At 46.3% G+C, this 24,341-nt stretch carries 23 protein-coding genes and 1 pseudogene; 11 read left to right on the forward strand and 13 right to left on the reverse strand.

The window, feature by feature from the left end:
* Nucleotides 1–4: 4 nt before the first annotated feature.
* Nucleotides 5–1,651, reverse strand: a complete 1,647-nt coding sequence (gene ilvG, locus M9194_RS16325) for an acetolactate synthase 2 catalytic subunit (protein ID WP_250613750.1) — start codon at nucleotides 1,649–1,651, stop codon at nucleotides 5–7.
* Nucleotides 1,652–2,135: 484 nt separating this feature from the next.
* On the opposite strand from ilvG, the gene M9194_RS16330 reads away from it, so the two are divergent.
* Both M9194_RS16330 and yihG read left to right on the forward strand, forming a co-directional pair.
* Complete coding sequence (locus tag M9194_RS16330) at nucleotides 2,136–3,665, forward strand: YifB family Mg chelatase-like AAA ATPase (protein WP_250613751.1); 1,530 nt, start codon at nucleotides 2,136–2,138, stop codon at nucleotides 3,663–3,665.
* A 188-nt stretch (nucleotides 3,666–3,853) separates the two neighbouring features.
* Entirely contained in the window at nucleotides 3,854–4,726 is an 873-nt protein-coding gene (yihG, locus tag M9194_RS16335; protein WP_250613752.1) for a 1-acylglycerol-3-phosphate O-acyltransferase, YihG family, read from the forward strand.
* Between the two features lie 190 nt (nucleotides 4,727–4,916).
* On the opposite strand, the pseudogene M9194_RS16340 reads toward yihG, so the two are convergent.
* From M9194_RS16340 to ccoG, 3 genes and pseudogenes are all read right to left on the reverse strand, one after another.
* Nucleotides 4,917–5,507 (reverse strand): annotated as a pseudogene (locus tag M9194_RS16340) (thiol:disulfide interchange protein DsbA/DsbL); the annotation flags it as partial.
* A 34-nt stretch (nucleotides 5,508–5,541) separates the two neighbouring features.
* A complete protein-coding gene (locus tag M9194_RS16345) occupies nucleotides 5,542–6,528 on the reverse strand; it encodes a serine/threonine protein kinase (RefSeq protein ID WP_250613753.1) in 987 nt (328 codons plus the stop codon).
* Between the two features lie 55 nt (nucleotides 6,529–6,583).
* Complete coding sequence (ccoG, locus tag M9194_RS16350) at nucleotides 6,584–8,023, reverse strand: cytochrome c oxidase accessory protein CcoG (protein WP_250613754.1); 1,440 nt, start codon at nucleotides 8,021–8,023, stop codon at nucleotides 6,584–6,586.
* A gap of 746 nt (nucleotides 8,024–8,769) precedes the next feature.
* Between ccoG and M9194_RS16355 the strand changes: the two genes are divergently transcribed.
* Both M9194_RS16355 and trhA read left to right on the forward strand, forming a co-directional pair.
* Nucleotides 8,770–9,552 carry a sporulation protein gene (locus M9194_RS16355; protein WP_250613755.1) on the forward strand — a complete coding sequence of 261 codons (783 nt, stop codon included), beginning with the start codon at nucleotides 8,770–8,772 and terminating at the stop codon, nucleotides 9,550–9,552.
* Between the two features lie 87 nt (nucleotides 9,553–9,639).
* On the forward strand, nucleotides 9,640–10,290 hold the full coding sequence (gene trhA / locus M9194_RS16360; RefSeq protein WP_431769415.1) for a PAQR family membrane homeostasis protein TrhA: 651 nt from the start codon (nucleotides 9,640–9,642) through the stop codon (nucleotides 10,288–10,290).
* 12 nt (nucleotides 10,291–10,302) lie between these two features.
* Here trhA and M9194_RS16365 read toward each other — a convergent pair whose 3' ends face one another.
* The 6 genes from M9194_RS16365 to def are packed head-to-tail and all read right to left on the reverse strand — an operon-like array spanning nucleotide 10,303 to nucleotide 16,592.
* Nucleotides 10,303–10,857, reverse strand: coding sequence for a DUF3157 family protein (locus M9194_RS16365; RefSeq protein ID WP_250613756.1), 555 nt, complete (start codon nucleotides 10,855–10,857; stop codon nucleotides 10,303–10,305).
* Nucleotides 10,858–12,303 (reverse strand): TrkH family potassium uptake protein, encoded by a 1,446-nt coding sequence (locus tag M9194_RS16370; protein ID WP_250613757.1) that lies wholly within the window; start codon nucleotides 12,301–12,303, stop codon nucleotides 10,858–10,860.
* Nucleotides 12,304–12,314: 11 nt separating this feature from the next.
* Nucleotides 12,315–13,691 carry a Trk system potassium transporter TrkA gene (gene trkA, locus M9194_RS16375; protein WP_250613758.1) on the reverse strand — a complete coding sequence of 459 codons (1,377 nt, stop codon included), beginning with the start codon at nucleotides 13,689–13,691 and terminating at the stop codon, nucleotides 12,315–12,317.
* A gap of 56 nt (nucleotides 13,692–13,747) precedes the next feature.
* Nucleotides 13,748–15,043, reverse strand: coding sequence for a 16S rRNA (cytosine(967)-C(5))-methyltransferase RsmB (gene rsmB / locus M9194_RS16380; protein ID WP_250613759.1), 1,296 nt, complete (start codon nucleotides 15,041–15,043; stop codon nucleotides 13,748–13,750).
* Nucleotides 15,044–15,087: 44 nt separating this feature from the next.
* A complete protein-coding gene (fmt, locus tag M9194_RS16385) occupies nucleotides 15,088–16,035 on the reverse strand; it encodes a methionyl-tRNA formyltransferase (RefSeq protein WP_250613760.1) in 948 nt (315 codons plus the stop codon).
* Nucleotides 16,036–16,073: 38 nt separating this feature from the next.
* Nucleotides 16,074–16,592 (reverse strand): peptide deformylase, encoded by a 519-nt coding sequence (gene def, locus M9194_RS16390; RefSeq protein WP_250613761.1) that lies wholly within the window; start codon nucleotides 16,590–16,592, stop codon nucleotides 16,074–16,076.
* Nucleotides 16,593–16,777: 185 nt separating this feature from the next.
* Here def and dprA point away from each other — a divergent pair, with 185 nt between their 5' ends.
* The 3 genes from dprA to M9194_RS16405 are packed head-to-tail and all read left to right on the forward strand — an operon-like array spanning nucleotide 16,778 to nucleotide 18,962.
* On the forward strand, nucleotides 16,778–17,899 hold the full coding sequence (gene dprA, locus M9194_RS16395) for a DNA-processing protein DprA (RefSeq protein ID WP_250613762.1): 1,122 nt from the start codon (nucleotides 16,778–16,780) through the stop codon (nucleotides 17,897–17,899).
* Nucleotides 17,896–18,372, forward strand: a complete 477-nt coding sequence (locus M9194_RS16400) for a DUF494 family protein (RefSeq protein WP_284676617.1) — start codon at nucleotides 17,896–17,898, stop codon at nucleotides 18,370–18,372. The genes dprA and M9194_RS16400 overlap by 4 nt, the downstream gene beginning before the upstream one ends.
* Nucleotides 18,373–18,386: 14 nt before the next feature.
* Nucleotides 18,387–18,962 (forward strand): DNA topoisomerase family protein, encoded by a 576-nt coding sequence (locus M9194_RS16405; RefSeq protein WP_250613763.1) that lies wholly within the window; start codon nucleotides 18,387–18,389, stop codon nucleotides 18,960–18,962.
* Between the two features lie 24 nt (nucleotides 18,963–18,986).
* Here the strand turns inward: M9194_RS16405 and M9194_RS16410 are convergent, their stop codons facing one another.
* Together M9194_RS16410 and purE are read right to left on the reverse strand one after the other, a co-directional pair.
* Nucleotides 18,987–20,108 (reverse strand): 5-(carboxyamino)imidazole ribonucleotide synthase, encoded by a 1,122-nt coding sequence (locus M9194_RS16410; protein WP_250613764.1) that lies wholly within the window; start codon nucleotides 20,106–20,108, stop codon nucleotides 18,987–18,989.
* Nucleotides 20,109–20,112: 4 nt separating this feature from the next.
* Entirely contained in the window at nucleotides 20,113–20,598 is a 486-nt protein-coding gene (gene purE / locus M9194_RS16415; protein WP_250613765.1) for a 5-(carboxyamino)imidazole ribonucleotide mutase, read from the reverse strand.
* A gap of 201 nt (nucleotides 20,599–20,799) precedes the next feature.
* Between purE and tsaC the strand changes: the two genes are divergently transcribed.
* The 4 genes from tsaC to M9194_RS16435 all read left to right on the forward strand — a co-directional run bounded on the left by tsaC (nucleotide 20,800) and on the right by M9194_RS16435 (nucleotide 23,490).
* Nucleotides 20,800–21,357: an L-threonylcarbamoyladenylate synthase type 1 TsaC gene (tsaC, locus tag M9194_RS16420; protein WP_250613766.1), complete on the forward strand. Its 558-nt coding sequence runs from the start codon at nucleotides 20,800–20,802 to the stop codon at nucleotides 21,355–21,357.
* 18 nt (nucleotides 21,358–21,375) lie between these two features.
* On the forward strand, nucleotides 21,376–22,296 hold the full coding sequence (gene hemF / locus M9194_RS16425) for an oxygen-dependent coproporphyrinogen oxidase (RefSeq protein WP_250613767.1): 921 nt from the start codon (nucleotides 21,376–21,378) through the stop codon (nucleotides 22,294–22,296).
* Between the two features lie 103 nt (nucleotides 22,297–22,399).
* A complete protein-coding gene (gene aroE, locus M9194_RS16430; RefSeq protein WP_250613768.1) occupies nucleotides 22,400–23,233 on the forward strand; it encodes a shikimate dehydrogenase in 834 nt (277 codons plus the stop codon).
* Nucleotides 23,230–23,490, forward strand: coding sequence for a DUF1488 family protein (locus M9194_RS16435; RefSeq protein ID WP_250613769.1), 261 nt, complete (start codon nucleotides 23,230–23,232; stop codon nucleotides 23,488–23,490). The genes aroE and M9194_RS16435 overlap by 4 nt, the downstream gene beginning before the upstream one ends.
* Here the strand turns inward: M9194_RS16435 and M9194_RS16440 are convergent.
* Entirely contained in the window at nucleotides 23,485–24,036 is a 552-nt protein-coding gene (locus M9194_RS16440; RefSeq protein ID WP_250613770.1) for a gamma carbonic anhydrase family protein, read from the reverse strand. The genes M9194_RS16435 and M9194_RS16440 overlap by 6 nt on opposite strands.
* Between the last annotated feature and the right edge of the window lie 305 nt (nucleotides 24,037–24,341).

Raw genomic sequence — 24,341 nt, forward strand, 5'->3', positions numbered from 1 at the left:
TCTCCTAGGTATTTTCTAACATGTCATTGTTTGAGGCACCTGGTGGTACCAAAGGCCATACATTTTCTTCTTCATCAATCAATACATGCAGTAAATAAGAGGTTTTGCTGGCTAACATTTCTTGCAAAGCAGGTTCGACCTCTTCTTTTCTAGTGATCGTTTTACCCGGAATATCAAAAGCTTTGGCTAAAGTAACGAAATCAGGGTTATCGTCTAAGATGGTCTCGCTATGACGACCATCAAAGAACAGAGATTGCCACTGACGAACCATGCCAAGACGTTGGTTATTTAGCAACACAATCTTTACTGGAATTTGACGGCGTTTCAAAGTACCTAATTCTTGAACATTCATCATGAAGGAACCATCACCGGAAATGAGGATCGATTGGTCTTCTGGTCGCCCAACGGCGGCACCCATTGCGGCGGGTAAACCAAATCCCATGGTGCCAAGCCCTGCAGAGGTAATAAAGTTTTGTGGGTTTCTTGGCTGGATGTGTTGTGCAGCCCACATTTGATGCTGGCCCACATCGGTAGAAACCATGCTGCTGTCTGGCATCATGTCGGACAATTGTTTGAGTAGCAAAGGGGCGAAAATAAGCTCGCCAGGATGATCGTAACGCCACTTGAACGCACTTCTTAGGCTTTCACAATGGTGAACCCATGGTGAGATATCATGGCTAAGTTCTAGCTTAGGTAAGATGGTATTGATGTTGCCACGCAGCGGTGCATGTGCGTGACGAAGCTTGTTGATTTCAGCAGCATCAATATCAATATGAATGACCTTAGCGTTCGGCGCGAAGGTGTCCAGTTTTCCGGTCACTCTGTCGTCAAATCGAGCGCCGATGACAATGAGCAAATCACTTTCTTGTACCACTAAGTTGGCCGCTTTGGTGCCATGCATACCTAGCATGCCAAGATAGTGAGGGTCATGGCGTTCAATCGTACCTAAGCCTTTTAACGTGCTAACACAGGGCATGGGGTTGAGTCTTAAAAACTCACGCACAGATTCAGTGGCTTTCGCCAGTTGTACGCCACCACCGACGTACAATACGGGGCGTGAACTTTGCGACAACACCTGCTGGGCTATTTCAAAGTCACTATCGCTCGGCACAGGCATAGCAGGAGCATCAAAGGAAGGCAAGCTGGGGTCAGGCACATCGGCAAGTTGAACGTCCTTGGCGATATCGACAATCACAGGGCCAGGCCTACCCGATTGAGCGACTTCAAATGCTTCGGCAAGGGTGGCAGCAAGCTCATTGACATCGGTGACCAGATAACTGTGTTTGGTGCAAGAGAGCGACATCCCAATCACATCCATTTCTTGGAACGCATCGGTACCGATATGAGAGGTGGCAACTTGACCTGTAATCGCCACCAAAGGAATAGAGTCTAGAAAGGCATCGGCTAGGCCTGTGACTAGGTTGGTAGCGCCAGGCCCGGATGTTGCCATGCATACGCCCACTTGCTGCGTAGCCCGAGCTAGGCCAATGGCCGCCATGGCTGCGCCTTGTTCGTGGCGGCAAAGGATGTGTTCCACCTCACCATCATAAAGCGCGTCGTAAATCGGCATGATGGCTCCACCTGGGTAACCGAAAACCGTGTTGATTCCGTGTTGTTTTAATGCTGCGACGACAAGTTCGGCTCCCTTCATTGGTATGCTCCTCTTCGCCTAGTGGTGTCACTGTGTGTGCTTGATGTCATGTTTGCTCCCGTTTTGTCGCTAGCTTGATTATAGTTGTGTTGATTACCAAAGCCGCGACAGTCCTATTCCCGTTAAAATTTAGTTATAAAAAAACCCCCGGACTTTTCAGTGCGGGGGTTTTTGCAATCTTGTGGTTATCTTTCGCCCACTCGCCCCCGCGCGGTGCTAATAATGACCACGATAATCAGGAGAACAGCAGTGTTAATGCGAGCGAGTAAGTTCATTTTTAATTCTGTAATTGTGCAAATTGTGAGTTTCAAACTCTATGTCTTTAGTGGTAACACAGATTTCTGTTGGTTGACAAGTAAAAATTCATTCTTTTTTCATCATCAAGTGTACGGTTTCTCCTGTATACCAATACATAGCGCTGTATGTGGTGGATACATAAGCGTTAGGTTACGAAATCAACATACAGCATAAAAAGAGAGTAGGGATGGCATTATCAGTAATTTATAGCCGAGCTTGTATTGGCGTTGAATCTCCACAAGTAACAGTAGAAGTGCATATTAGTAATGGTATGCCAGGCTTTTGTTTGGTCGGTTTGCCTGAAACGACAGTGAAAGAATCAAGAGATAGGGTGCGCAGCGCGATCATTAACTCGCGTTTTGAGTTTCCCGCTAAACGCATTACGGTCAACTTGGCGCCCGCCGATCTACCTAAAGAAGGTGGTCGATTCGATTTGCCGATCGCGTTGGGTATTTTGATTGCTTCTGAACAAATTTCATCGACCATGATTGAGAAAAAAGAGTTTGTCGGAGAGCTGGCGTTATCTGGAGAGCTGAGGCCTGTGAAGGGTGTGTTACCTGCGGCATTGGCCGCCAACCACGTTGGTCGAAGTTTAGTGGTGCCTCAACAAAATGGCGATCAGGCGGCGTTGGTTGGTAAAGACAAGCATAAGTCCGCGCGCACTTTGCTAGAAGTGTGTGCAGATTTATGCGGCCAACAACCCTTGGACTTATTTCAGACTCAAGCCAATGAGCAAACCACTAAGGAAAGCAGAGATCTGCGCGATATTATTGGCCAGCAGCAGGGCAAGCGAGCACTAGAAATTGCAGCAGCTGGTAATCACAATGTGTTGTTTTTGGGCCCACCAGGCACTGGCAAAACCATGCTGGCTTCAAGATTGTGTGATTTGCTGCCCGAGATGAGTGATGCAGAAGCGCTAGAAACGGCCTCTATCGCTTCGCTGACTCAACAGGAGATTAATCATAATAATTGGAAGCAAAGGCCTTTTCGCTCACCACACCATTCGAGTTCGATGGCGGCGTTAGTTGGTGGTGGGACGGTGCCTAGGCCAGGCGAAATTTCTCTAGCGCACAATGGCCTGTTGTTTCTTGACGAATTACCCGAATTTGAACGCAAAGTGCTTGATTCTTTAAGGCAACCGTTAGAATCTGGTGAAATCATCATCTCTCGTGCACAAGGTAAAACCCGTTTTCCTGCCCGATTTCAGCTAGTCGGCGCGCTCAATCCCAGCCCTACAGGCTACTATGAGGGCAATCAAGCCCGTGTTAATCCACAACATATGCTGCGTTATTTAAGTCGTTTATCCGGTCCGCTACTTGATCGTTTTGACATGTCGATTGAGATACCTGCTCTACCTAAAGGCACGCTTTCCGAGGGCGGCGATCGCGGCGAGACAACCGATGTCGTCAAGCAGCGAGTCGCTGACGCTAGACAGAGGATGCTAGATAGAAATGGCATGGCGAATGCTTTACTAGGAAGCCGCGATATCGATGTACATTGCCCGCTAAGCCGAAGCGACGCCGAGTTTTTGGAAAACGCATTGCACCGACTCGGGCTGTCGATTCGCGCTTATCACCGCATCATCAAAGTGGCGCGAACCATCGCTGACTTACAAGCCAGCCAAAACATTGAGCGGCAGCATATTTCAGAAGCCCTTGGCTATCGCGCGATGGACCGATTGCTTAAACGCATCACGGACAACTCGATTGCTTGCTAGCTGTTTTAAACGATCTCCAGCACGACGAAAGATTAAATTCCAAGCAAAACCGTCGAACCAATATTCCAATGTTTTAGAGTAACTGTATAATGTCTTGCTGCTTTTTCTACCTGTTTTAGGTCGACAGGCCTAGGCTAGTCAAGGCTTCAAACGGATTTATCATTTCTCTATTACTGTTGTTATCAATTATGTTGGCGTACCTATTACTTATTCTCAATGTGTTGTTAGTTGTGTTGAATTCGGCGTTTTGCTCTATCTTGATATGCATTATCGCTTTGTTTAAATTTGTGCTCCCAACAGCTGGATTAAAATCGATCGCCACACGCTTAGCCAATAAAGCCATGTGGTTGTGGGCAACCTTGAACTCATGGATATTATCAGCGTCAAACCGAGTGGAGTGGGATGTTGAGGGCGTCGAAGGGTTAAGAAAAGATGGTTGGTATTTGATGATCAGTAACCATCTAAGTTGGACAGACATCGTGGTGCTGTGTTGTGTATTCAAGGATAAAGTGCCTATGCCAAAGTTTTTCTTGAAACAGCAACTGCTCTATGTGCCTTTTATCGGTATGGCTTGCTGGGCCCTAGACATGCCCTTTATGCGTCGTTATTCGCGAGAGTATCTGATACGTCACCCAGAGAAGCGCGGTCAAGATTTAGCTACCACTCGTCGCTCATGTGCCAAGTTTAAACACACCCCTACCACGGTAGTGAACTACGTGGAAGGCACGCGCTTTAACCATCACAAAAAGAAGAGCAATGGCTACCAGCACCTGTTACAACCTAAGTCAGGTGGTATCGCTTATACATTGGCGGCGATGGGGGAGCAATTTGACAGTATTGTTGACGTGACTTTGGCCTATCCAGACAATTTAGATAAACCGTTTAAAGACATGCTGATGGGCAGAATGACGAAGATTGTGGTAAGAAGTCGTACCCTGCCCGTGAATGAGCAGGTCATGGGCGATTACTTCAATGATAAGCCCTATAAACGTCAGTTCCAGCAATGGCTATCAAATGTATGGCAAGAAAAAGATGAGCTGTTAAAGGATATTCACAAATAGCCATCAACGAGCCAAAAGTCAGTGAGATTTTAAAAGGGGAAGCCAATGCTTCCCCTTATGCTTATTTAGACTTACTGGTGATTTAATTGTGCGTGGCTGCGACTGTGTGAGTCTCTTCTGCGTGAGGCTGAGTTAGACTGGTTGATTTATCATCTTTGTCTTTTTTATCGCCCTTACCTGGATTGCCTTTTAGTAGGTACTTAACCAAGCTAATGTACTGTTTGACGGAAGTAATGGATTGCGTTCTTACCACGTACTTGTTGTTGACGATGACAGAAGGTACGCCAGTTAGGCCAGAGTCTTTAAAATCTTTGTCATAGCGTCTGACCTTGGAATCCACTGCAAAGCTGTTAAACACCGAGTTGAATTGATCGGCACTGACGCCAGCATTGACGAAGATCTGTCTTAATTCTGCGATATTTTGTGGTGCTTGATTCAATTTATGGATTTGATTGAACATGATTGGAACCAGTTTGTCCTGTACGCCTAGCTCGACCATAGTCGCGTAAGCTTTGCTCATATTCTCACCCATAGAACCACCCATGAAAGAGACATGTTCTTTTTGAAATACTACGTCTTTTGGCAGGTCACTTTTCAATTCTTGAATGATGGGCTCAAATGCATAACAGTGTGGACAATAAAAAGAGAAAAACTCCGTCACTGTTGGTTTAGCAGACTCGGGAAGCTTGAGCGTTGTATAGTTCACGCCCGCTTGGAAGGGGGCTGCGTATGCAGATACACTCAGCAATAATGTAGCAGCAAGTGCAAACAGCTTTTTCATATAAACTCCATTCTATGTTGTAATCGGCGACTATCTACCATTGAGGTGAGAGTGAAAGTGTTGGTTCATTCAATGCCGCGATTTGTTCTTTAAAGGACAAAACTTGGTTCTCCCAATACTTTGGATCTGCAAACCAGGGAAATGCAATTGGAAACGCAGGATCTTCCCACCTTTTTGCTAGCCATGCCATATAATGTACCATTCTCAGACCGCGCAAAGGTTCAATCAGTTTCAACTCCGAAGAATTAAATTGTGAAAATTCCTGATACGCTTCCAAAATTGTGTCTAGTTGCGCAAGCTTATCGTGCCTTTCGCCACTGAGTAACATCCAGATGTCTTGAATGGCCGGGCCATTTCTAGAATCATCCAAATCGACAAACATAGGCCCATCACGCCATAAAATATTACCTGGATGACAGTCTCCATGTAGCCGTATGACCTGATGCTGGTTGTGCCAATGTGTTTCTAACTCAGTGATGAGCATATCTAAGTCATTAAAGAAGGCGGACTCTAAATGCATGGGGATAAAAGTGGAATTCTCCAACAATTTTCTCGGCTGATATAGGTATTCTTCTAAGCCAATTGTCGGGCGGTGCTGAAATTGGTAAACGCTGCTCACTTTATGGATACGACCTAGAAAGCGCCCAACGCCTTCGAGCTGGTCAAAGTTGTCGACTTCAAATTGGCGCCCACCTACACTGGCAAACAAAGCAAACATATAGCCCTGATAATGATGCAACGTCTCGCCATTGAGCTGTATTGGTGGGGCGACGGGGACGTCGGCTTCGAGCAGTTCACAGGTAAACTTATGCTCTTCTAATATTTGCTCTTTGCTCCACCTTTGCGGACGGTAGAACTTCACCACATATCGCTGACGTTCCTCGTCGGTAAACTGGTAGACGCGATTTTCATAGCTATTGAGTGGTAAAAGGCCAGACTCTGCTCTGATACCGATACTTTCTAGCGCGTACCACATAAAATCTGGGGTCAGCGCATCAAAATTAAATGCTTGTTGCATCATCAATTGCGAGGTTCATTACTAAACCCAGCCCATCGTTGTGCCATTGTTGTTGCGATTAGAGCTTTTCGATAAAGCGGCTTTCAACTTCAATGGTAAAGTGATTACTGTCCGACAGTATAAACTGAATCTTTGAAACGGGTGAGCGGAGTTTATCCGGAGACATACCTAAAGTCATAGGCAAGCTCAGCACTTCCCCCGGCTGAACCCAGACTTGCTGCTTTCCATACCAGGAAGGTTGTTCAAGCCCTTTTATTGAAAGCGTGTATTGCTGTGGTTGCTGAGTTTTATTGAGTATTTTCAGTACATAGGTATTTTCAACTTCACCTGCGCTATTGACTCGATAGAGCTGGTTGCGATCTCGAAGCACTGATAGCCCGGCCGGGTCAATATAGCTTAGCTGGACAAAGAATAAGCCTACCATGAGCACCATGACCAACCCATAGCCGATCAGCTTAGGTCGCATCACTTTGGTTGAGTGGCCTTCGAGTTTGTTTTCTGTTGTATAACTGATGAGTCCTTTGTCATAACCCATGCGATCCATGGTGTGGTTGCAAGCGTCAATGCAAGCGCCGCAGTTAATGCATTCATATTGCAGCCCATTTCTAATATCAATGCCAGTCGGACATACCTGAACACATAAGTCACAGTCCACGCAATCACCTAGCCCAAGCTGTTTAGGGTCTGCCTTTCGCGGTCTCGGTCCCCGATCTTCGCCCCGCTTAGTGTTATAGCCGACGATAAAGGTGTCCTTATCAAACATGGCTGACTGAAATCGCGAGTAAGGGCACATATGGATACACATAATGGAGCGCATCCAGCCTGCATTGCCATAGGTGCAGGCTGAGAAAAATAACACCCAAAATGCTGGCCAAAAGCTCAAACTGCCAGTGAAGCTATCGAGCAGTAACTCTCGAATCGGCACAAAGTAGCCGACAAACGTCGCGCCTGTAACTAAAGCAACCGCCCACCAAGCGATGTGCTTGAGCGTTTTTCTGTAGATGAGCGACCGAGTGTAAGGTTGCGAGTCCTGTTTACGCCGCTTATTGGCACTGCCTTCTAGCTTCTCCTCAAACCAGATGTAGATAAAGGTCCAAACTGTCTGTGGGCATAGGTAACCACACCAGACTCGGCCTAAAAACGTGGTGAGAAAAAATAAGGCAAATGCGGCGACGACAAACAATAGCGCAAGTAGAGTGAGATCTTGTGGGTAGAGTGTGGTGTTAAAGAAATTGAATCTTTGCTCGCCGATGTCGATAAGAATCGCCTGATGGCCACCTTGAGTTATCCAGGGTGTCACTAGAAACAACGCCATAAAAAACCAGCCGCCATAGCGACGCAGTTTTTGAAAAACGCCGCTGCTGGCGCGTACATAAATTCTCTGGCTAGGATTGAATCGGTCATTATTGGTGCCAGCGCGCTTGCGAGCATGTTGTGCCGACTTTGGCCTTGTGGTTTCAGCGGAAACCTCTTTGACATTGATCTTGTCTTGGCTCATATGAAGGTCCTTCTTCAGGCGATATTAAATAGTGCGATGATTTGCTCGCCAACAAATACTCACCTTAGGGTATATTTTAACCTAGTGAAGAGGGTCTTGTTATCTGACGCAAAGATTATTTGAATCATGGTTGGACCACTAGGCAGTAAACCGTGCTGCGTAAGGTATCAAACTCATGCTCAAATACCAATGCAAAAAGCTTATTTTCTATGTGGTTAAGGTCTAAGTTTGGCGGTTGGCGTTAACGAAACGTAAGATTGAAGGCGTAAAAAAAGCGCAAATGGTCACTGCGCTTTAATTTTGTGGTATTACATTGATGACTATGTATTACTTTTTCTTAGCGACTGGAATCGTAGCGAAGCCACTACGACGCGCACTGCGACTATAGTTTGCAAATCTAATAGGCGTGTGGTGCATTGGTTTACCTAACTATCCGACAATCCTTGTCAATTTATAGGCCTGAGTAATCATGAGTTGAACTTCTACTGCTTAATGAAGGGTGGCTCTTCTGGCTTCGGCCAATCCAAATCATTACCCAGGAATTTTTGATATGAAACATATCGCGCAAATAGTAGCACTCGATACGGTATTGATCGATACTTAATCAATTAAATTTGATCAAAGATACTAAAATAGTGAGATAGACCTAGTTTGTTATGAGCTATCTCAAAATTTGGACTCACAGCCCCGGGTTGCTTGAGTATAGTAAACCGGACTAATATGAATTATTCCTAATGGAGGTGTATATGTCGTTTATCAATAAGACCCTCTCGAGTTTTGGTATTGGTTCCGTCAAGGTGGACTCGGTGCTACACCAAGAAGCGCTGTATCCAGGCCAAAAAGCCAATATCACCATTCATGTTTATGGTGGTGGTGAGCAACAAGAAATCGATAACATTCACTTAAAGCTATGTTGTCGCTATATCAAAGAAGATCTGGATGTGTCTTCTGGTACATTGCAGCGTAAGCACCAAAGTCATACGCTCGTGGCATGGGAGCTGCCGTACTCTTTTACAATTGAACCTCGAGAAAGCAAAGACTTTGAGGTGGAACTGGATATCCCTTGGAACACGCCAATCACGGTTGGTGACACAAAAGTCTGGGTCGAGACAGATCTCGATATTCACAAAACGCCCGATCCGACCGATAAAGAAATACTCACCGTTCGTCCTGATGTCATTATGGATGGTGTTTTTTCGGCATTAGAAAATAAGGGGTTACGCATTCGACAGGTGGAATGTGAAGCTGTGGATGGTTTGCCATTACCGTATGTTCAGGAGTTCGAATTTGTACCAGTTGATGGGCCTTATCATGGCCAATGGCGAGAGTTGGAATTGGTGTCACATTACACCAGTGATGGCATTCAAATGTGGTTTGAGATCGATAGAAACCGACAAGGAACCAAAGGCATGTTAGCTAGTTTGCTGGGCAAAGGGGAATTGGTACATCATTTATCGATCCCGTTAAATGTGGATGCCAAACAAGCAGGAGACTTAGTCATTCACTACTTAGAAGAGGTGTATACCTAAACAAATAAGGTTTAACTTTTATTTGGGCTTACACGTGTAAGTCAAATGTGTGATACTGGGCAAGCGAGATCGGTAATGGGGTTCGTTATGCAATCAGTATCTAATGGTTATACGCGAAGAGAAGAGTTGTTCAATGCGTTGACGCACGGGGCAGGCTTAGTTGTCAGTGTGGTTGGTTTAGTATTGCTGATATTGAAAGCCGACTTCTATCATGCGGATGCTTTGACGGTGGCCAGTTACTCGATTTATGGCGCAAGCATGGTGCTGCTTTTTCTTGCCTCGACACTTTATCATTCCATACCGTACCCCCAAGCCAAGCGATGGCTCAAGACGCTAGATCATTGCGCCATTTTCTTACTGATAGCGGGCAGCTATACGCCTTTTATGTTGATCAGCTTACGCACACCTTTGGCAATAGGTTTGATGGTGGTGATTTGGCTTTTGGCATTGGTAGGCATTGTCATCAAGCTGCTGTTTGTTTATCGGTTTAAAAAGGTTTCACTGGCCACTTATTTAATCATGGGCTGGTTATCTCTTATCGTGATTTACCAGCTTGTATTGCACGTGCAAATCAATGGGGTCATTTTGTTGGCCGCTGGCGGTTTAGTCTATTCGTTAGGCGCGATTTTCTACGCGGCCAAATCGCTGCCGTATAACCATGCCATTTGGCATTTGTTTGTCTTGGGTGGCAGCGTCTGTCATTACTTGGCGATTTATTGGTATGTCACACCGGTTTAACGTGCGGACATGTTAGCGAGTGGTCACTGCACTGATACTTGCTGAAATCTTATAGTGTTTCAGTTGTTTGACTGGCAATGAAATCGTCCGACCCGGCTGATGAGTTTTCGGCCGCAAATACGTGCTGGCCATCCGTTTTATCGATTCCCATACATTCACCGATTGGGTGTCTAGAATCTGTCCGTTTTCATCTGCGACGGTTATCTTGATGGTCACTAAAATCACAGATTCAGTGCCTTGGTTGGTAATGGCGGTAGGGATGAGTAGCGAGCCCGATTGGTATCGCAGCGGCTCAAGTAATACATCTACACCAGATTGGGTAAGCTGTAGTGTAGGCTTCTGCTCGCCTAGGGTGGCAGTCGTGTAGCGATTTTGCTTTTCTATCACTGGCACCGCGGTTACCGGGATAACAGCTTGCTTATTATCGCTATCTTTTTGTACATACTGCCAGGTAAAGTCATCGTTGAGCTTTACTTGTCGACCATCTTTGAGCGTCACTATTTCTGCCGCGTGACACAAAGGTGTGGTCAGAGCTATCGCAAGTAACAGACTTTTTTTACTAAACACTTATCGTCTCCAGAAAGCGGGGAAAAACAACACTAATAGTGTCAATATCTCTAGGCGGCCCATCAGCATACCTAGGCTAAGAGCCCATTTCGCGGCATCAGGGAGTGGTGCAAAGTTACCGCTAGGACCAATAATTGGGCCCATCCCAGGGCCAACATTGGCAACTGCTGTGATGGAGCCGGAAATACTGGTTACCGGATCTAGACCCAGCGCACTAAGAAATGCCGCTAAGCCGATAATGGTAATGAAATACATTAAGGTAAACGCCACCAGAGAGCGAACAATGTCGTCACTCACCGGGCGGTTATTATAGCGCTGTACGAATACCCCAGATGGGTGAATCAATTTCATCATTTGTTTGCGCAGTAGTGTCATGGCAATTTGAAAGCGAAATATTTTAATTCCCCCTGATGTAGAGCCAGAGCACGCGCCCACCATTAGCAAAACAGCAAAAATGGTGGTAGGTAGAGCGCCCCACATCGTAAAGTCACCTAAGCCATAGCCCGTTGTTGTCAGCACCGATACCACATTAAACATAGATAAACGCAAGGCATCTAGTGGGTGATATCCGTCGCGCAGCGTCATCCACACCGCAATGGTGATACTGGAAATTAAGACTAAATAGGTAAAGCCTTTTACTTGCTCGTCGAAGATGAGTGCTTTGGGCTTTTTCTTCTTGATGGCGGTGACAAACAAAAGAAACGGTAATCCGCCTAGGAACATAAATATGGTCCCTACCCAGTCTGCCGCATGAGAAAACTGATTCATCGATTTGTCAGTGGTGGAGTAGCCCCCAGTTGAAAGCGTGGTAAAAGCGTGGTTGATGGCATCAAATAAACTCATACCGGCTAAGCGATAACTTAAAATACACAGTAGGGTGAGTACCAAATAGACAGCAACAATATTTTTCGCGACGGTTTTCGCCCTTGGGCTGCTTTTGTCTGACCAATCGGACGACTCGGTTTGGAAGAGTTTCATACCACCGACATTTAGCATCGGCAAAATGGCCACGGCCATAACAATAAAGCCAACACCGCCAATCCATTGCAAGATGGATCGCCATAGCAGCACGCTGGGCGGCATATGTTGTAAACCACTTAGCACGGTCGAGCCTGTCGTGGTGATACCAGACATGGTCTCAAAGTAAGCATCGGTAAAACTGATATGGTTGATAAAGACAAAGGGCAGCGCGGCGAAGGCACTGGTGATCATCCAGACTAAACTGGTGATTAAGAACATATCGCGCACATTAAGTTTAAACGACTTGGTCTTACCCAATGATAAGCAAATAAACGACGCGATGTGGGTGATGATCACCGCTTGAGCAAACTCAATAAACCCACCTGTGCCAGTGAAAAAAGCCACCACTGTTGGCACATACATGAATAAGGCCAGTTTTGAAAGGACGAGCCCAATAACGAACAAGACTGGACGAAAGTTTACCATAGTGACGCAACCTAGAGGAAAAATGGACTGGGTTGGAACAAGGCTTCGACGTCAGGTACGTATTTCTTATCGACTAAGAACATCACCACGTGATCATCTTGCTCGATGACGGTTCTATCATGGGCGATGAGCACTTCTTCACCGCGAACAATAGCACCAATCGTTGTACCTGGAGGCAGTTTGATATCGCTAATAGCTCGGCCGACTACTTTTGATGTGGTTTCATCGCCGTGCGCAATCGCTTCAATCGCTTCTGCAGCGCCGCGTCGCAATGAGGATACATTGACAATATCAGCGCGACGGACATGCGTCAGCAAAGCCGAAATGGTCGCTTGTTGTGGAGAGATTGCTACGTCAATCGCACCGCCTTGAACGAGGTCAACGTAGGCACCGCGCTGTATGAGCACCATGACCTTTTTCGCACCCATGCGTTTTGCCAACATGGCCGACATGATATTGGTTTCATCTTCATTGGTTAACGCAATAAAGACGTCAACTTGCTCGATGTTCTCTTCGGTGAGTAGCTCTTGGTCGGCGGCATCGCCACAAAACACAATGGTGTTTTCCAGCTCTTCAGACAGCTTTTCTGCCCTTTGATAGCTACGCTCAATCAGTTTGACGCTGTATGACTGTTCTAGCCGTTTGGCAAGGCTGGCGCCAATATTGCCTCCGCCGACAATCATGATGCGGCGATAAGGTCTTTCTAGTCGTTGTAGCTCACTGATGACCGAGCGAATATGATTACTAGCGGCGACGAAAAACACTTCATCATCTGCTTCGATAACGGTGGTTCCTTGGGGGCGTATAGGGCGACCTTGGCGGAAGATAGCCGCCACACGAGTATCGATATGTGGCATGTGCTCACGCAGAGCCGATAAGGCATTACCTACCAGTGGGCCGCCGTAATAGGCTTTGACCGCGACTAGGCTGACTCTTTCTTCTGCGAAGCTGACAACTTGCAGTGCGCCTGGATATTGGATAAGCCTTTCAATGTAGCTGGTGACTAACTCTTCAGGAGCAATAAGGTGATCAACCGGAATAGCCCCCGATTTGAACAGCGCTTCTTTTTCGACCAAATATTGAGGAGAGCGAATACGAGCTACTCGATTTGGCGTATTAAATAGAGAAAATGCCACCTGGCATGCGGCCATATTGGTTTCATCCATATTGGTGACCGCGACCAGCATGTCGGCATCTTGCGCCCCTGCTTCTAATAGAACTTGAGGGTGACTTGCATGACCATTGACCACGCGTAAATCATATTTATCTTGCAGCTCGCGCAGTCTTTCATTGCTTTTATCAACAATGGTGATGTCATTGTTTTCACCCACTAGATTCTCTGCGAGTGTGCCTCCAACTTGACCGGCACCAAGAATGATGATTTTCATATTGAGTTCTCTAAATTATCCGTAATACAGCCATTTGCTACCTAGAGTAGTACTTACTACGATTGTTTTTGTATCACCGCGTAGTAAAAACCATCCATACCCTGCTCGCCCGGTAAGATTTGTTGGCCTAATTGTGAGCTATCATGTTTTTTGGAAATATCGGCTAAATTGGCGTCATGTGTTCTGGCTAGAAATGCCGCCACTTGTTCGGTGTTTTCTTGTGGTGTGATAGAGCAAGTGGCGTAGACCATGGTGCCCCCAGCTCTCAATAGCGCCCACATCGCATCCATGATCTCACTTTGCAATTGGGTCAACGCGGCAATATCGTCTTGGCGGCGCAGCCATTTAATATCAGGATGACGGCGTACGACGCCCAGCGCAGAGCATGGTGCATCCAGCAATATGCGATCAAACTTTTCATCACTTTGCCACCATGTTTGCGGTGAGCGGGCATCGCCACACAATACTTGTGCCGATAATTGTAATCGTTGCAAGTTATCGTGAACTCGTTTAAGGCGAGTTTCATCGCAGTCTAACGCGACAACTCGGCTGTTTTGCGAGCGCTCTAAAATGTGTGCGGTTTTGCCACCTGGCGCGGCGCAGCAGTCTAGGATTAACTCGCCCGGTTGTGGATCTAAATATTCCACAGACAGCTGAGCCGCCGCGTCTTGAACCGACACCCAACCTTGTTCAAATCCTGGTAAAGTGGAGACATCGCAAGGTTTGCTGAGTTTAATGGCATCGGGGGCCTGCTGGACGCTCTCAGCTGCAATATCTAGCTCGCTAAGTAGTGTAAGGTACTGATCTCGGGTGTGATGCTGCCGGTTTACCCTGAGCCACATGGGGGCTTTTTGGTTATTGGCGGCCATGATCTCTTGCCAGCGATCTGGATAACTATTTTGTATTAACGTCACTAACCAGCTTGGATGAGCCAATTGGCCAGCTTGATGGCTAACGGCAAAGCTATCGAGCTCCGCTTGGTTACGTTGATAGTTTCTCAACACGGCATTGATGAGGCCTCGTAAGCGTGGCCCTTTAAGGCTTTTTGTCGCTTCAACCGTTTCCCCAACCGCGGCATGCGCCGGAATTCGCATAAAGCTTAGCTGGTAGATACCGACCAAAATGAGATGGTGGAACACCCGTTGTTTACCCTTTAATGGCTTATCCATCAGTTTGCCGCTAATGGATTCTAGGCGCGGCAAATAGCGTAGTGCGCCATAGCAAATTTCTTGCAGCAGAGCATGGTCACGAGGTTTGATGGATTGCTGTGCAGTAGGAAGGGCAGATGAAAGCGAAACGCCTTTATCAACCACTTGGTATAAAACGTTGGCAGCAGCAGCGCGAACATTCATAGGGTTACCTTAAAAATAGCGGGCATCTCTGCCCTGAAAATAGACTAGTTCAGTTGCGAGCCGACCGCAAACCAATCAGAGCGAGAGTTTAGGATGTCTTGGACCGACATGGCTTTCTTGCCAGGTATTTGCATCGACAGCAAAACCAATACCGATTGACCTGTCGCAACATAGATCCCAGTCTTGTCCGCCTGGATAATGGTGCCTGGTGGTTGATCTGTGCTCGTGGCTTCTACTCGGCTTTGCCATACCTTGATGGTGTTGTCAGCCACAGAAAAATGACTCATTGGCCAAGGGTTAAATGCGCGTACGCAGCGCTCAATGTGTTGTGCGCTGTCAGACCAGTTGATTTTTGCTTCTTGTTTCGACAGCTTTTCTGCGTAATTGGCCAAATCATTTTGTTGTTTGATTGGCTGCGTGTTGCCTGCTGCAATCTCAGCCAAGGTATCAATCAAAGCCACAGGGCCCAGTTGTGCCAATTTCTCATACATGGAGGCGCTGGTGTCATTGGCATCAATCGGCAAGGTGGCTGTGTGCAGCATATCACCTGTGTCTAAGCCAATATCCATTTGCATGATGGTGACACCGGTTTCTTTATCTCCGGCCCAAATTGAGCGTTGGATAGGGGCTGCGCCGCGCCAACGTGGGAGAATAGAACCATGCACATTAATACAACCCAGTTTTGGCGTATCTAACACAGCTTGTGGTAATAGTAAGCCATAGGCGACCACTACCATGATATCAGCCTCAAGGGCAGCGAGTTCTTGTTTGGCTGAGTCGGATTTGAAGTTCTCAGGCTGATAAACCGGAATGTCATTATCCAATGCGAGAGTTTTAACTGGGCTCGCGGTTAGCTTCTTGCCGCGGCCGGCAGGACGGTCAGGCTGGGTGTACACAGCGATAACTTCATGCTGTGAAGACAATAACGCCGCCAAGTGTCTGGCGGCGAAATCAGGGGTTCCTGCAAAAACAACTTTTAAAGATGAGCTCAAAGTGGGCATCCTTCTTATAGAACAACGTGCAGCGTCAGTTATTTATTCGCTTGTTTTTCGTTATAACGTTTTATCTTGGCAAGCTTGTCTTGAATGCGCTTTCTTTTCAGTGGAGACAAGTAATCAACAAACAGTTTGCCTTGCAAGTGATCGAGCTCGTGTTGTATACAAATGGCAAGTAAATCGTCAGCGTCAAAGGTGATTTCTTTGCCATCACGATCTAATGCTTTCACAGTGACTTCAGCGGCTCTTGGCACTAATGCGCGAGCACCTGGGACAGAAAGGCAGCCTTCTTCAATGCCATCCTCTCCTCGTTTTTCGAGAATTTCTGGATTGATTAATACCAGAGGCTGATCGCGAGTTTCTGAAACATCAATCACCACAATGCGTTGATGAACGTTCACTTGTGTAGCGGCCAGACCGATACCTTCTTCGTCATACATCGTTTCGATCATATCGTCGATAAACTGTTGAAGCTCCGGAGTCACTTCTTTGACTGGTTTAGCGACAGTACGAAGACGATCGTCGGGAAACGTTAATACTTCTAATACAGACATATACACTCAAATAATTGAATTGTGCCGAAACGGCGTAAACTAATTGGGTCAATTCTAGACATTTTACCAGCCAAATGACAGCATGCCAAAAGTATAATTTCACCCAATCGTATTCGTTTAATATTAGCTAGCGACAATACGATGAGCCATTACTTATTTTTCTCCTTAATAAAAAGGAAGATAGATTGGACGAAGCCTATTTATCGGCATGGATGACGCTTGCCCTTGCCCCAAAATTGGGACCAAAATCTTTATCTCAATTATCCAAGCTAGATAAAGTTGAACACATTGTTGGTTACGATAAAGCCGCGCTCGCTTCCATTGGTCTTTCTCAACAACAAATACATTACATAACATCGCGAGCTAAGCGGGATATTGACCAATGCTTTGAGTGGAAAGCCCAATCACCTGATCGTCATATCCTAGTGCCCAACAAAAGCCACTACCCGAGTTTGTTAAATCAAATCGACTCCCCACCACCGATATTGTTTGTTAAAGGAGAGGTTGAGGTATTGGACTTACCACAGATTGCCATGGTGGGCAGTCGCAATGCCAGCGCAGAAGCGCTACAAACAGCCTATGCGTTTGCTAAGGACTTCGTTGAACATGGATTGGTTGTCACCAGTGGTTTAGCCTTGGGCATTGATGGGTACGCCCACGACGGGGCGTTAAAGAATGCGGGCAAAACTATAGCCGTGTTAGGCTCAGGGTTGGAGCAGGTTTACCCCTCTCGGCACAGAGGACTATCGCAGCGCATTACTGAGCAAGGTGCGTTGGTCAGCGAATTTTTGCCCCATATTAAAGCGAGATCAAATCACTTCCCTCGAAGAAATCGTATTATCAGTGGGCTTTGCACTGGCGTATTGGTGGTTGAGGCGGCTGAACGAAGTGGCTCTTTGATCACCGCAAGGTATGCCGCTGAGCAGGGACGAGACGTGTTTGCAATTCCGGGCTCTATACATAACCCTAACAATCGAGGGGGAAATCAACTCATAAAATCAGGGGCTTGCTTAGTACAAAAAACACAAGATGTCCTAAACGAAATTGAAATATTAGTAAATTGGTCGATAAATAGTAATAAATCCGTGCAAGTGGCAACTTTTGTTCAAAATGATGGCCAAGAAGAATTGCCATTTTCTGAAGTGTTAGCTAACGTAGGAATAGAGGCTACGCCAGTTGATATTGTAGCGGACAGGACCAATATACCTGTACATGAAGTCATGATGCAGCTCTTGGAGTTAGAACTTTCAGGGCATGTTGTTGCAGTTTCCGGTGGCTATATTCGAAAGGGGAGGGGCGAGCTATGATGATGGACATACTTATGTATTTGTTCGAAACCTACATCCATAGTGATGCGGAGTTACAAGTCAACCAAGATGAGCTCGAAGATGAATTGCTGAGAGCAGGTTTTCACCAAGAAGATATCTACAAGGCCCTCCATTGGTTAGAGGGGTTAGCGGCGTTACAACAAAGCGATACTCACTCTGCAATTGCGACCAGTGCAGCCACATCTACACGTATTTACACACGTACAGAAATGTCACGGCTCGATTTGGAGTGTCGTGGATTTTTGATGTTTTTAGAACAGATTAAGGTTCTCACCACTGAGATTCGTGAAATGGTTATCGACCGCGTGATGGGGCTCGAAACCAACGAATTTGAATTAGATGATCTGAAGTGGATTATTCTAATGGTGCTATTTAATGTGCCAGGAAATGAGAACGCTTACACGCTTATGGAAGAGCTGTTGTACACCAAAGAGCAAGGGATTTTGCACTAACACTCAAGACGTTTATGAGTCGTAAAATCGATAATCAGCTATTCAATGCCCATGAGCACGCACTAGCCAATGAACATTGCCCTCAATGTGGAGGGCAACTAAAAATGAAATATGGTAAACGAGGCGCTTTTCTCGGCTGCAACCATTATCCGCAGTGTGACTTTATGCGCCCGTTGCATCAAAACGATGGCCATGTGGTGAAGGCGTTAGGGGTTGCGTGTCCGGAATGTGGTCAAGAATTGGTGCTAAGGCAAGGTCGATATGGCATGTTCATTGGTTGTAGCCATTACCCAGAATGTCATCACATTGAGAGCCTAGAGGCTCATCATTCACAACAGCAAAGCGCTGAGCTTGCCTGCCCTGAGTGCAAAACAGGACACATTGTTGAGCGTAATAATCGCTTTGGCAAAGTGTTCTACTCTTGCGATAACTACCCTAAATGTCGTTTTACCATCAATCAGCAACCAGTAGTGGGGAGCTGTGAAGTGTGTGGCTTTCCCTTGCTGATGAAGAAAAAGCTAGCCAGTGGAGAAAAGTATCAGTGCGCAGATAAAAAGTGCCATCAGGTGCAAAAGGTAAAGGTGTCATAGCGACACCTTTATCAATTTACCGTTTTATTCCTGACTAAAGCGCTGCATTGCAGGAAATGCTTTTTTATCGAGTATGTTTGCCAGCAATGCCAACTTTCTATCTAGATCGGCCGAATATTCTGCACTGACATTGATGTGGCCCATTTTGCGACCGTCGCGCTTTTGCTTACCATACCAGTGGATATGGCACCCTTCTAGTGCTAACAGCGCATCTGGTAGTGTATCTTCACCTAACACATTAATCATGCAAGTTGGCCTAACAAGTGTCGTGCTGCCTAAAGGCAAACCGCAGACGGCGCGCAGGTGGTTTTCAAACTGACAGGTCTCAGCGCCTTGCTGTGTCCAGTGACCCGAATTGTGTACACGAGGGGCTAGTTCATTGACCAATAACTCGCCATCGAGATCGAAAAATTCAATCGCTAATACACCTACATAGTTCATGGTTTCCGCGACAGCCGTGAACATGGTTCTTGCCTTATCTTGTAATAGGCTATCGTCAATTGGCGTCGATAAGCTTAATACACCATCGGTATGGACGTTTTCCGTCAGCGGATATACCGCGACTTCTCCCTTGGCATTGCGGGCGCCAACAAGAGACACTTCACGATCAAAAGGAACAAACTGTTCGGCGACAATCGCTTGTTTGCTATCGGCTAAACAGGCTTCCATTTCATGCCAAATAAGCTCCGCATCATTCCGATCTTTAAGTCGCCACTGGCCCTTACCATCGTATCCGCCTAACGCCGTTTTCAACACCATTGGCAGCCCGACATTCTCGATAGCTGAATGAAAATCTGCTTTGCTTTTTATCACGTGATAGTTGGCATTTTTTACTTGTGCTTTATCCAGCAAGGCTTTTTCAATGCGCCTGTCTCCACCGATTAGAATGGCGTCTTGACCTGGCAGAAACTTACCACTGTTTTCGCATACTTCGAGCACGTGCTGCGGAATGTGCTCAAACTCAGCGGTGACCACATCGGCTTGCGCAATGGCGTTCTCTAAGCCATCGCCAATATGAGCCTGAGTTAAAGGGTGAACAATTTTGCCGCTTTCAACATCAAAAGCGGTAATGGAAAGATTGAGAGGCGCACCTGCTAATGACATCATCCTTGCTAGTTGTCCCGCACCCAAGACTAAGACTCGCATGTCACTAGTCCTCCGCTGGATTTGGGTTAGCTAATACGGTTTCGGTTTGCTCGGTACGGAAGGCTTCGACTTTCTCCATGACGCTTTCATTGTGAGTACCAATAATTTGCGCCGCTAGGATGCCTGCATTGGCTGCACCTGCTTCTCCGATAGCAAGCGTGCCAACGGCAATGCCTTTTGGCATTTGAGCGATAGAAAGCAAGGAGTCCATACCATTTAGCGCACGTGATTGAACAGGAACACCAAGGACTGGCAGGCTAGTGAAAGCGGCGGTCATCCCTGGTAAATGAGCAGCGCCACCTGCGCCAGCAATGATGACTTTGATGCCTCTTTCTTTCGCGCCAGTGGCGTAATCGGCGAGAAGCTGAGGGGTACGGTGTGCAGAAACGACTTTTGTTTCGTATGCGACGCCAAATTGGTCAAGCATGTCGGCTGCAAGTTTCATGGTTGGCCAGTCTGATTTAGAACCCATAATAATACCAACAGTCATCTCAAACTCCTTCATTGTGTGTGGTAAGCGAGCTGATAATTTGAGCGCATTATACGGCGAAAAAAAATCTAAGCAAACGTTTGCTTTTTATTGGTAGCCGCTTTTATCTACTAGCAGCAAAAATAATCTTTTTTTCAAACGAGGTTTGTCGTTAAACTTAGCGCTAATCGAGAAAGTTTTACAATCAATGAAGGTGAATCTGTGTCTGAACTTCAACAAGCTGTTCAAGCCTTACAACAAGGCAAAGTCATTGCGTATCCGACAGAGGGAGTGTTTGGCGTTGGATGTGACCCTGATAATGTTGACGCGATTCAGCAACTGCTTGCTATAAAACAAAGGCCCGTAGCAAAAGGCTTAATCTTAATCGCGGGGAGTTTTGAGCAATTAAAGCCTTACATTGATCTTAGCCAATTAACTAATGAGCAGTTAGATAAAGCCATGAAAACCTGGCCCGGGCCGGTGACATGGATTATGCCAGCTAGTGAGCGTGTGACGCATTGGGTGTCAGGCGAATTTTCCACTATCGCTGTTCGAGTCACTGACCATCCACTGGTTCAGAAGCTGACCCAAGCGTTTGCAAAGCCCATCACGTCTACCAGCGCGAATTTATCTGGGCAGCCGCCATGCAGGACTACTCAAGAAGTGATGGATCAGCTTGGCGAACAACCGTTAGTTGTGGTTGATGGTAAAACTGGTGGGCGTGACAACCCAAGTGAGATTCGAGATATTAAAACCTCTCAAGTATTACGCCAAGGATAACGCTTAGTAGGGCCGAGAATGAGTACTTCAATAGATAAGCTAGCGGTAAAGCAATTTTTACTTAAGTTACAAGACAGCATTTGTCAGCAACTAGAGTTGGTTGATGGTGAGGCAAAGTTTGAAGAAGATGCCTGGCAGCGAGAGCCAGGCGAAAAACTGGGTGGCGGCGGCCGCTCTCGTATCATGCGCTCAGGTCAAGTTTTTGAACAAGGTGGGGTAAACTTCTCTCACGTAGAAGGAAGACAAATGCCAGCTTCGGCGACGGCTCATCGTCCTGAACTTGCTGGCAGACGGTTTGAAGCCATGGGCGTTTCGCTGGTTATGCATCCGAATAACCCCTACGTTCCTACGTCGCATGCTAATGTGCGCTTCTTCATAGCCGAAAAAGACGGTGAAGCGCCGATCTGGTGGTTTGGTGGTGGTTTTGACTTGACGCCTTTTTACCCATTTGCTGAAGATTGTCAGCATTGGCATGATGTGTCGAAAAATCTGTGTGCGCCGTTTGGTGATGAGGTGTATCAGGAACATAAAGCTTGGTGTGATAAATACTTCTATCTTCCTCATCGAGATGAAACACGGGGCGTTGGCGGCTTGTTTTTTGATGACTTGAACCACTGGGAGTTCGAAAAGTGTTTCGATTACATCAAAGCGGTCGGTGAGGGTTATACAAACGCGTACTTACCCATTGTAGAACGCAGAAAAGACATCTCATTTGGAGAAAGAGAGCGTCAGTTCCAGCTCTATCGGCGTGGTCGATACGTTGAGTTCAATTTAGTTTATGACCGTGGCACTTTGTTTGGCTTACAAAGTGGCGGTAGAACCGAGTCGATTTTGATGTCTATGCCACCATTGGCTCGCTGGGAATACAATTACCAAGTTGAACAAGGATCACCTGAAGCTGAGTTGTATCAGCACTATTTACAGCCAAGAGATTGGTAAACTGCTAGGTGTTTTTCCACCTAATGATTGATCAAATGAATAACATTGAGGCAGGATTAGGTTAGTGATAGCTTGCTAGTTTTATCCAGCTTGAGGAAGTAGCATGACCCAGCAGAAAGACCGTTATGCGGTATTTGGTAATCCGATCAGCCATAGCAAATCTCCAGTGATTCACGCTCTATTTGCTGAGCAGGCCCAGCAGGCAATGACTTATACAGCAGAACTTGCGCCAGAGGATGGATTTACTCAATCGGCCGAGGCATTTTTTGCCCAAGGCGGCAAAGGGTGCAACATTACCATGCCGTTTAAAGGGGATGCTTATCAGTTCGCAGACGTTTTGACACAAAGAGCCGAGCTTGCTGGTGCAGTCAATACGCTTAAGAAGCTGGATGATGGCAAAATTTTAGGTGATAACACGGATGGCGAAGGTTTAGTACAGGACTTGCTACAAAACGGCACTTCGTTTGCGGACAAAACGGTGTTACTCATTGGAGCGGGTGGTGCGGCACGTGGCGTTTTAAAGCCACTGCTCGATCAAAAACCGCGTCGTATAGTGATAGCGAATCGCACGATAGAAAAGGCTCAACAGTTAGCGGATAAGTTCCAGGCTTACGGAGAAATCAAAGCGGCCAATTTTAATGAGCTGGTTAATGGCTTCGATATTATTATCAATTCAACCTCAACCAGTTTGAATGGGGAATTACCTAACGTCTCATCAGCCATCTTTTCTGATTGCAGTGTTTGCTATGACATGGTGTATAAATCAGAGACGACATCATTTAATGGTTGGGCTCAAGAACACGGTGTCTTGAAAGCTCTGGATGGTCTAGGCATGTTGATCGGACAGGCGGCAGAGAGTTTTATGCTTTGGCGCGGTGTTCGTCCAGAAACGCGTATTGTCGAAGACAAACTAAGACAAGAGTTACAGTCAAAATGAATCAATCGATCCTATTTCCAGATGAGCAGAGGTGGAATGAAACGCTGCAGGCTGTTGTTTTCCCCGCGCAAGTCTCTGGCTTACTTGTTGAATGTGTGGTGACGCTCGAACGTTTGAGCCATTTGTCTGGAGAAAGCATAGATTCTTCCCAGCACGCACTAGACTGCTTTCTGGGGCTAAGGTTTGATCTTGAGGAGCTTGCAGAGCAGGCGATCGAAGCAGAGGAGTATGACTCCTCTGGACGAGTCCAACTATAGCGATACGGTTTTTACCTGCTGCATATAGTCTTCTTTGTTTTGTACATAGTTGTCTGCTGACTTTTGTAAAAAAGCGCGTTCTTTTTCAGTGAGAGGCCGTGCTTTTTTTGCCGGGCTGCCAACATACAAGTAACCGCTTTCCAGTCTCTTGCTTGGTGCCACTAAGCTACCAGCACCAATCATGACGTCATCTTCTATTACAGCACCATCCAAAACGATAGCCCCCATTCCTACTAAGACTCGATCTTTTATCGTGCAACCATGCAGGGTAACCTTGTGGCCGACCGTGACATCATCGCCAATAATAAGAGGGTAACCATTAGGGTTCTCGCTATTTTTATGGGTGACATGTAATACGCTACCGTCTTGAATATTGCTACGTTGACCTATTGTTATAGAGTTTACGTCTCCACGAGCGGCCACGAGTGGCCAAATACTAGAGTCGTCACCGATCTCTATATCACCAACAATAACGGCACTACTGTCTATATACACGCGTTGACCAAGCTTTGGCACAATCCCCTTATAACTACGGATAGAGCTCATAATGATTCCTTTAGTTTGTGAAGTTGGCACTATATACGTGTAAAAGAGTAAGAAAAATAGCCATTGTTGGCTAGGAAATAATCAAATATAAAAAATATTAAAAAAACTGAAAAAAACGCTTGCCAATAAACTTCCGATCTCTATAATGCCCCCTCGCTGACACGGGATGGCTTCAAACAAGCCAAGCGCCCAGTTAGTAAGGTCTTCTGGCTAAGCCAAGTGCTTAAAAAAGTTTTGAAAAAGTGGTTGACACTGACACTTAACTCGCTAGAATGGCCGTCCGCTTTGAGATGAACTTCGAAGCG

Source organism: Vibrio sinus (genome assembly GCF_023634645.1).
Classification (GTDB): domain Bacteria; phylum Pseudomonadota; class Gammaproteobacteria; order Enterobacterales; family Vibrionaceae; genus Vibrio; species Vibrio sinus.

Coding starts and splice junctions, on each gene's coding strand:
- rsmB (WP_250613759.1), bottom strand. CDS start 15,043: ATGAATGTTCGCGCTGCTGCTGCCAACGTTTTATACCAAGTGGTTGAT.
- yihG (WP_250613752.1), top strand. CDS start 3,854: ATGTTGGCGTACCTATTACTTATTCTCAATGTGTTGTTAGTTGTGTTG.
- M9194_RS16410 (WP_250613764.1), bottom strand. CDS start 20,108: ATGCGAGTCTTAGTCTTGGGTGCGGGACAACTAGCAAGGATGATGTCA.
- purE (WP_250613765.1), bottom strand. CDS start 20,598: ATGACTGTTGGTATTATTATGGGTTCTAAATCAGACTGGCCAACCATG.
- ccoG (WP_250613754.1), bottom strand. CDS start 8,023: ATGAGCCAAGACAAGATCAATGTCAAAGAGGTTTCCGCTGAAACCACA.
- M9194_RS16370 (WP_250613757.1), bottom strand. CDS start 12,303: ATGGTAAACTTTCGTCCAGTCTTGTTCGTTATTGGGCTCGTCCTTTCA.
- M9194_RS16440 (WP_250613770.1), bottom strand. CDS start 24,036: ATGAGCTCTATCCGTAGTTATAAGGGGATTGTGCCAAAGCTTGGTCAA.
- M9194_RS16345 (WP_250613753.1), bottom strand. CDS start 6,528: ATGATGCAACAAGCATTTAATTTTGATGCGCTGACCCCAGATTTTATG.
- M9194_RS16435 (WP_250613769.1), top strand. CDS start 23,230: ATGAATCAATCGATCCTATTTCCAGATGAGCAGAGGTGGAATGAAACG.
- hemF (WP_250613767.1), top strand. CDS start 21,376: ATGAGTACTTCAATAGATAAGCTAGCGGTAAAGCAATTTTTACTTAAG.
- M9194_RS16330 (WP_250613751.1), top strand. CDS start 2,136: ATGGCATTATCAGTAATTTATAGCCGAGCTTGTATTGGCGTTGAATCT.
- aroE (WP_250613768.1), top strand. CDS start 22,400: ATGACCCAGCAGAAAGACCGTTATGCGGTATTTGGTAATCCGATCAGC.
- M9194_RS16400 (WP_284676617.1), top strand. CDS start 17,896: ATGATGATGGACATACTTATGTATTTGTTCGAAACCTACATCCATAGT.
- trkA (WP_250613758.1), bottom strand. CDS start 13,691: ATGAAAATCATCATTCTTGGTGCCGGTCAAGTTGGAGGCACACTCGCA.
- M9194_RS16355 (WP_250613755.1), top strand. CDS start 8,770: ATGTCGTTTATCAATAAGACCCTCTCGAGTTTTGGTATTGGTTCCGTC.
- def (WP_250613761.1), bottom strand. CDS start 16,592: ATGTCTGTATTAGAAGTATTAACGTTTCCCGACGATCGTCTTCGTACT.
- trhA (WP_431769415.1), top strand. CDS start 9,640: ATGCAATCAGTATCTAATGGTTATACGCGAAGAGAAGAGTTGTTCAAT.
- ilvG (WP_250613750.1), bottom strand. CDS start 1,651: ATGAAGGGAGCCGAACTTGTCGTCGCAGCATTAAAACAACACGGAATC.
- M9194_RS16405 (WP_250613763.1), top strand. CDS start 18,387: ATGAGTCGTAAAATCGATAATCAGCTATTCAATGCCCATGAGCACGCA.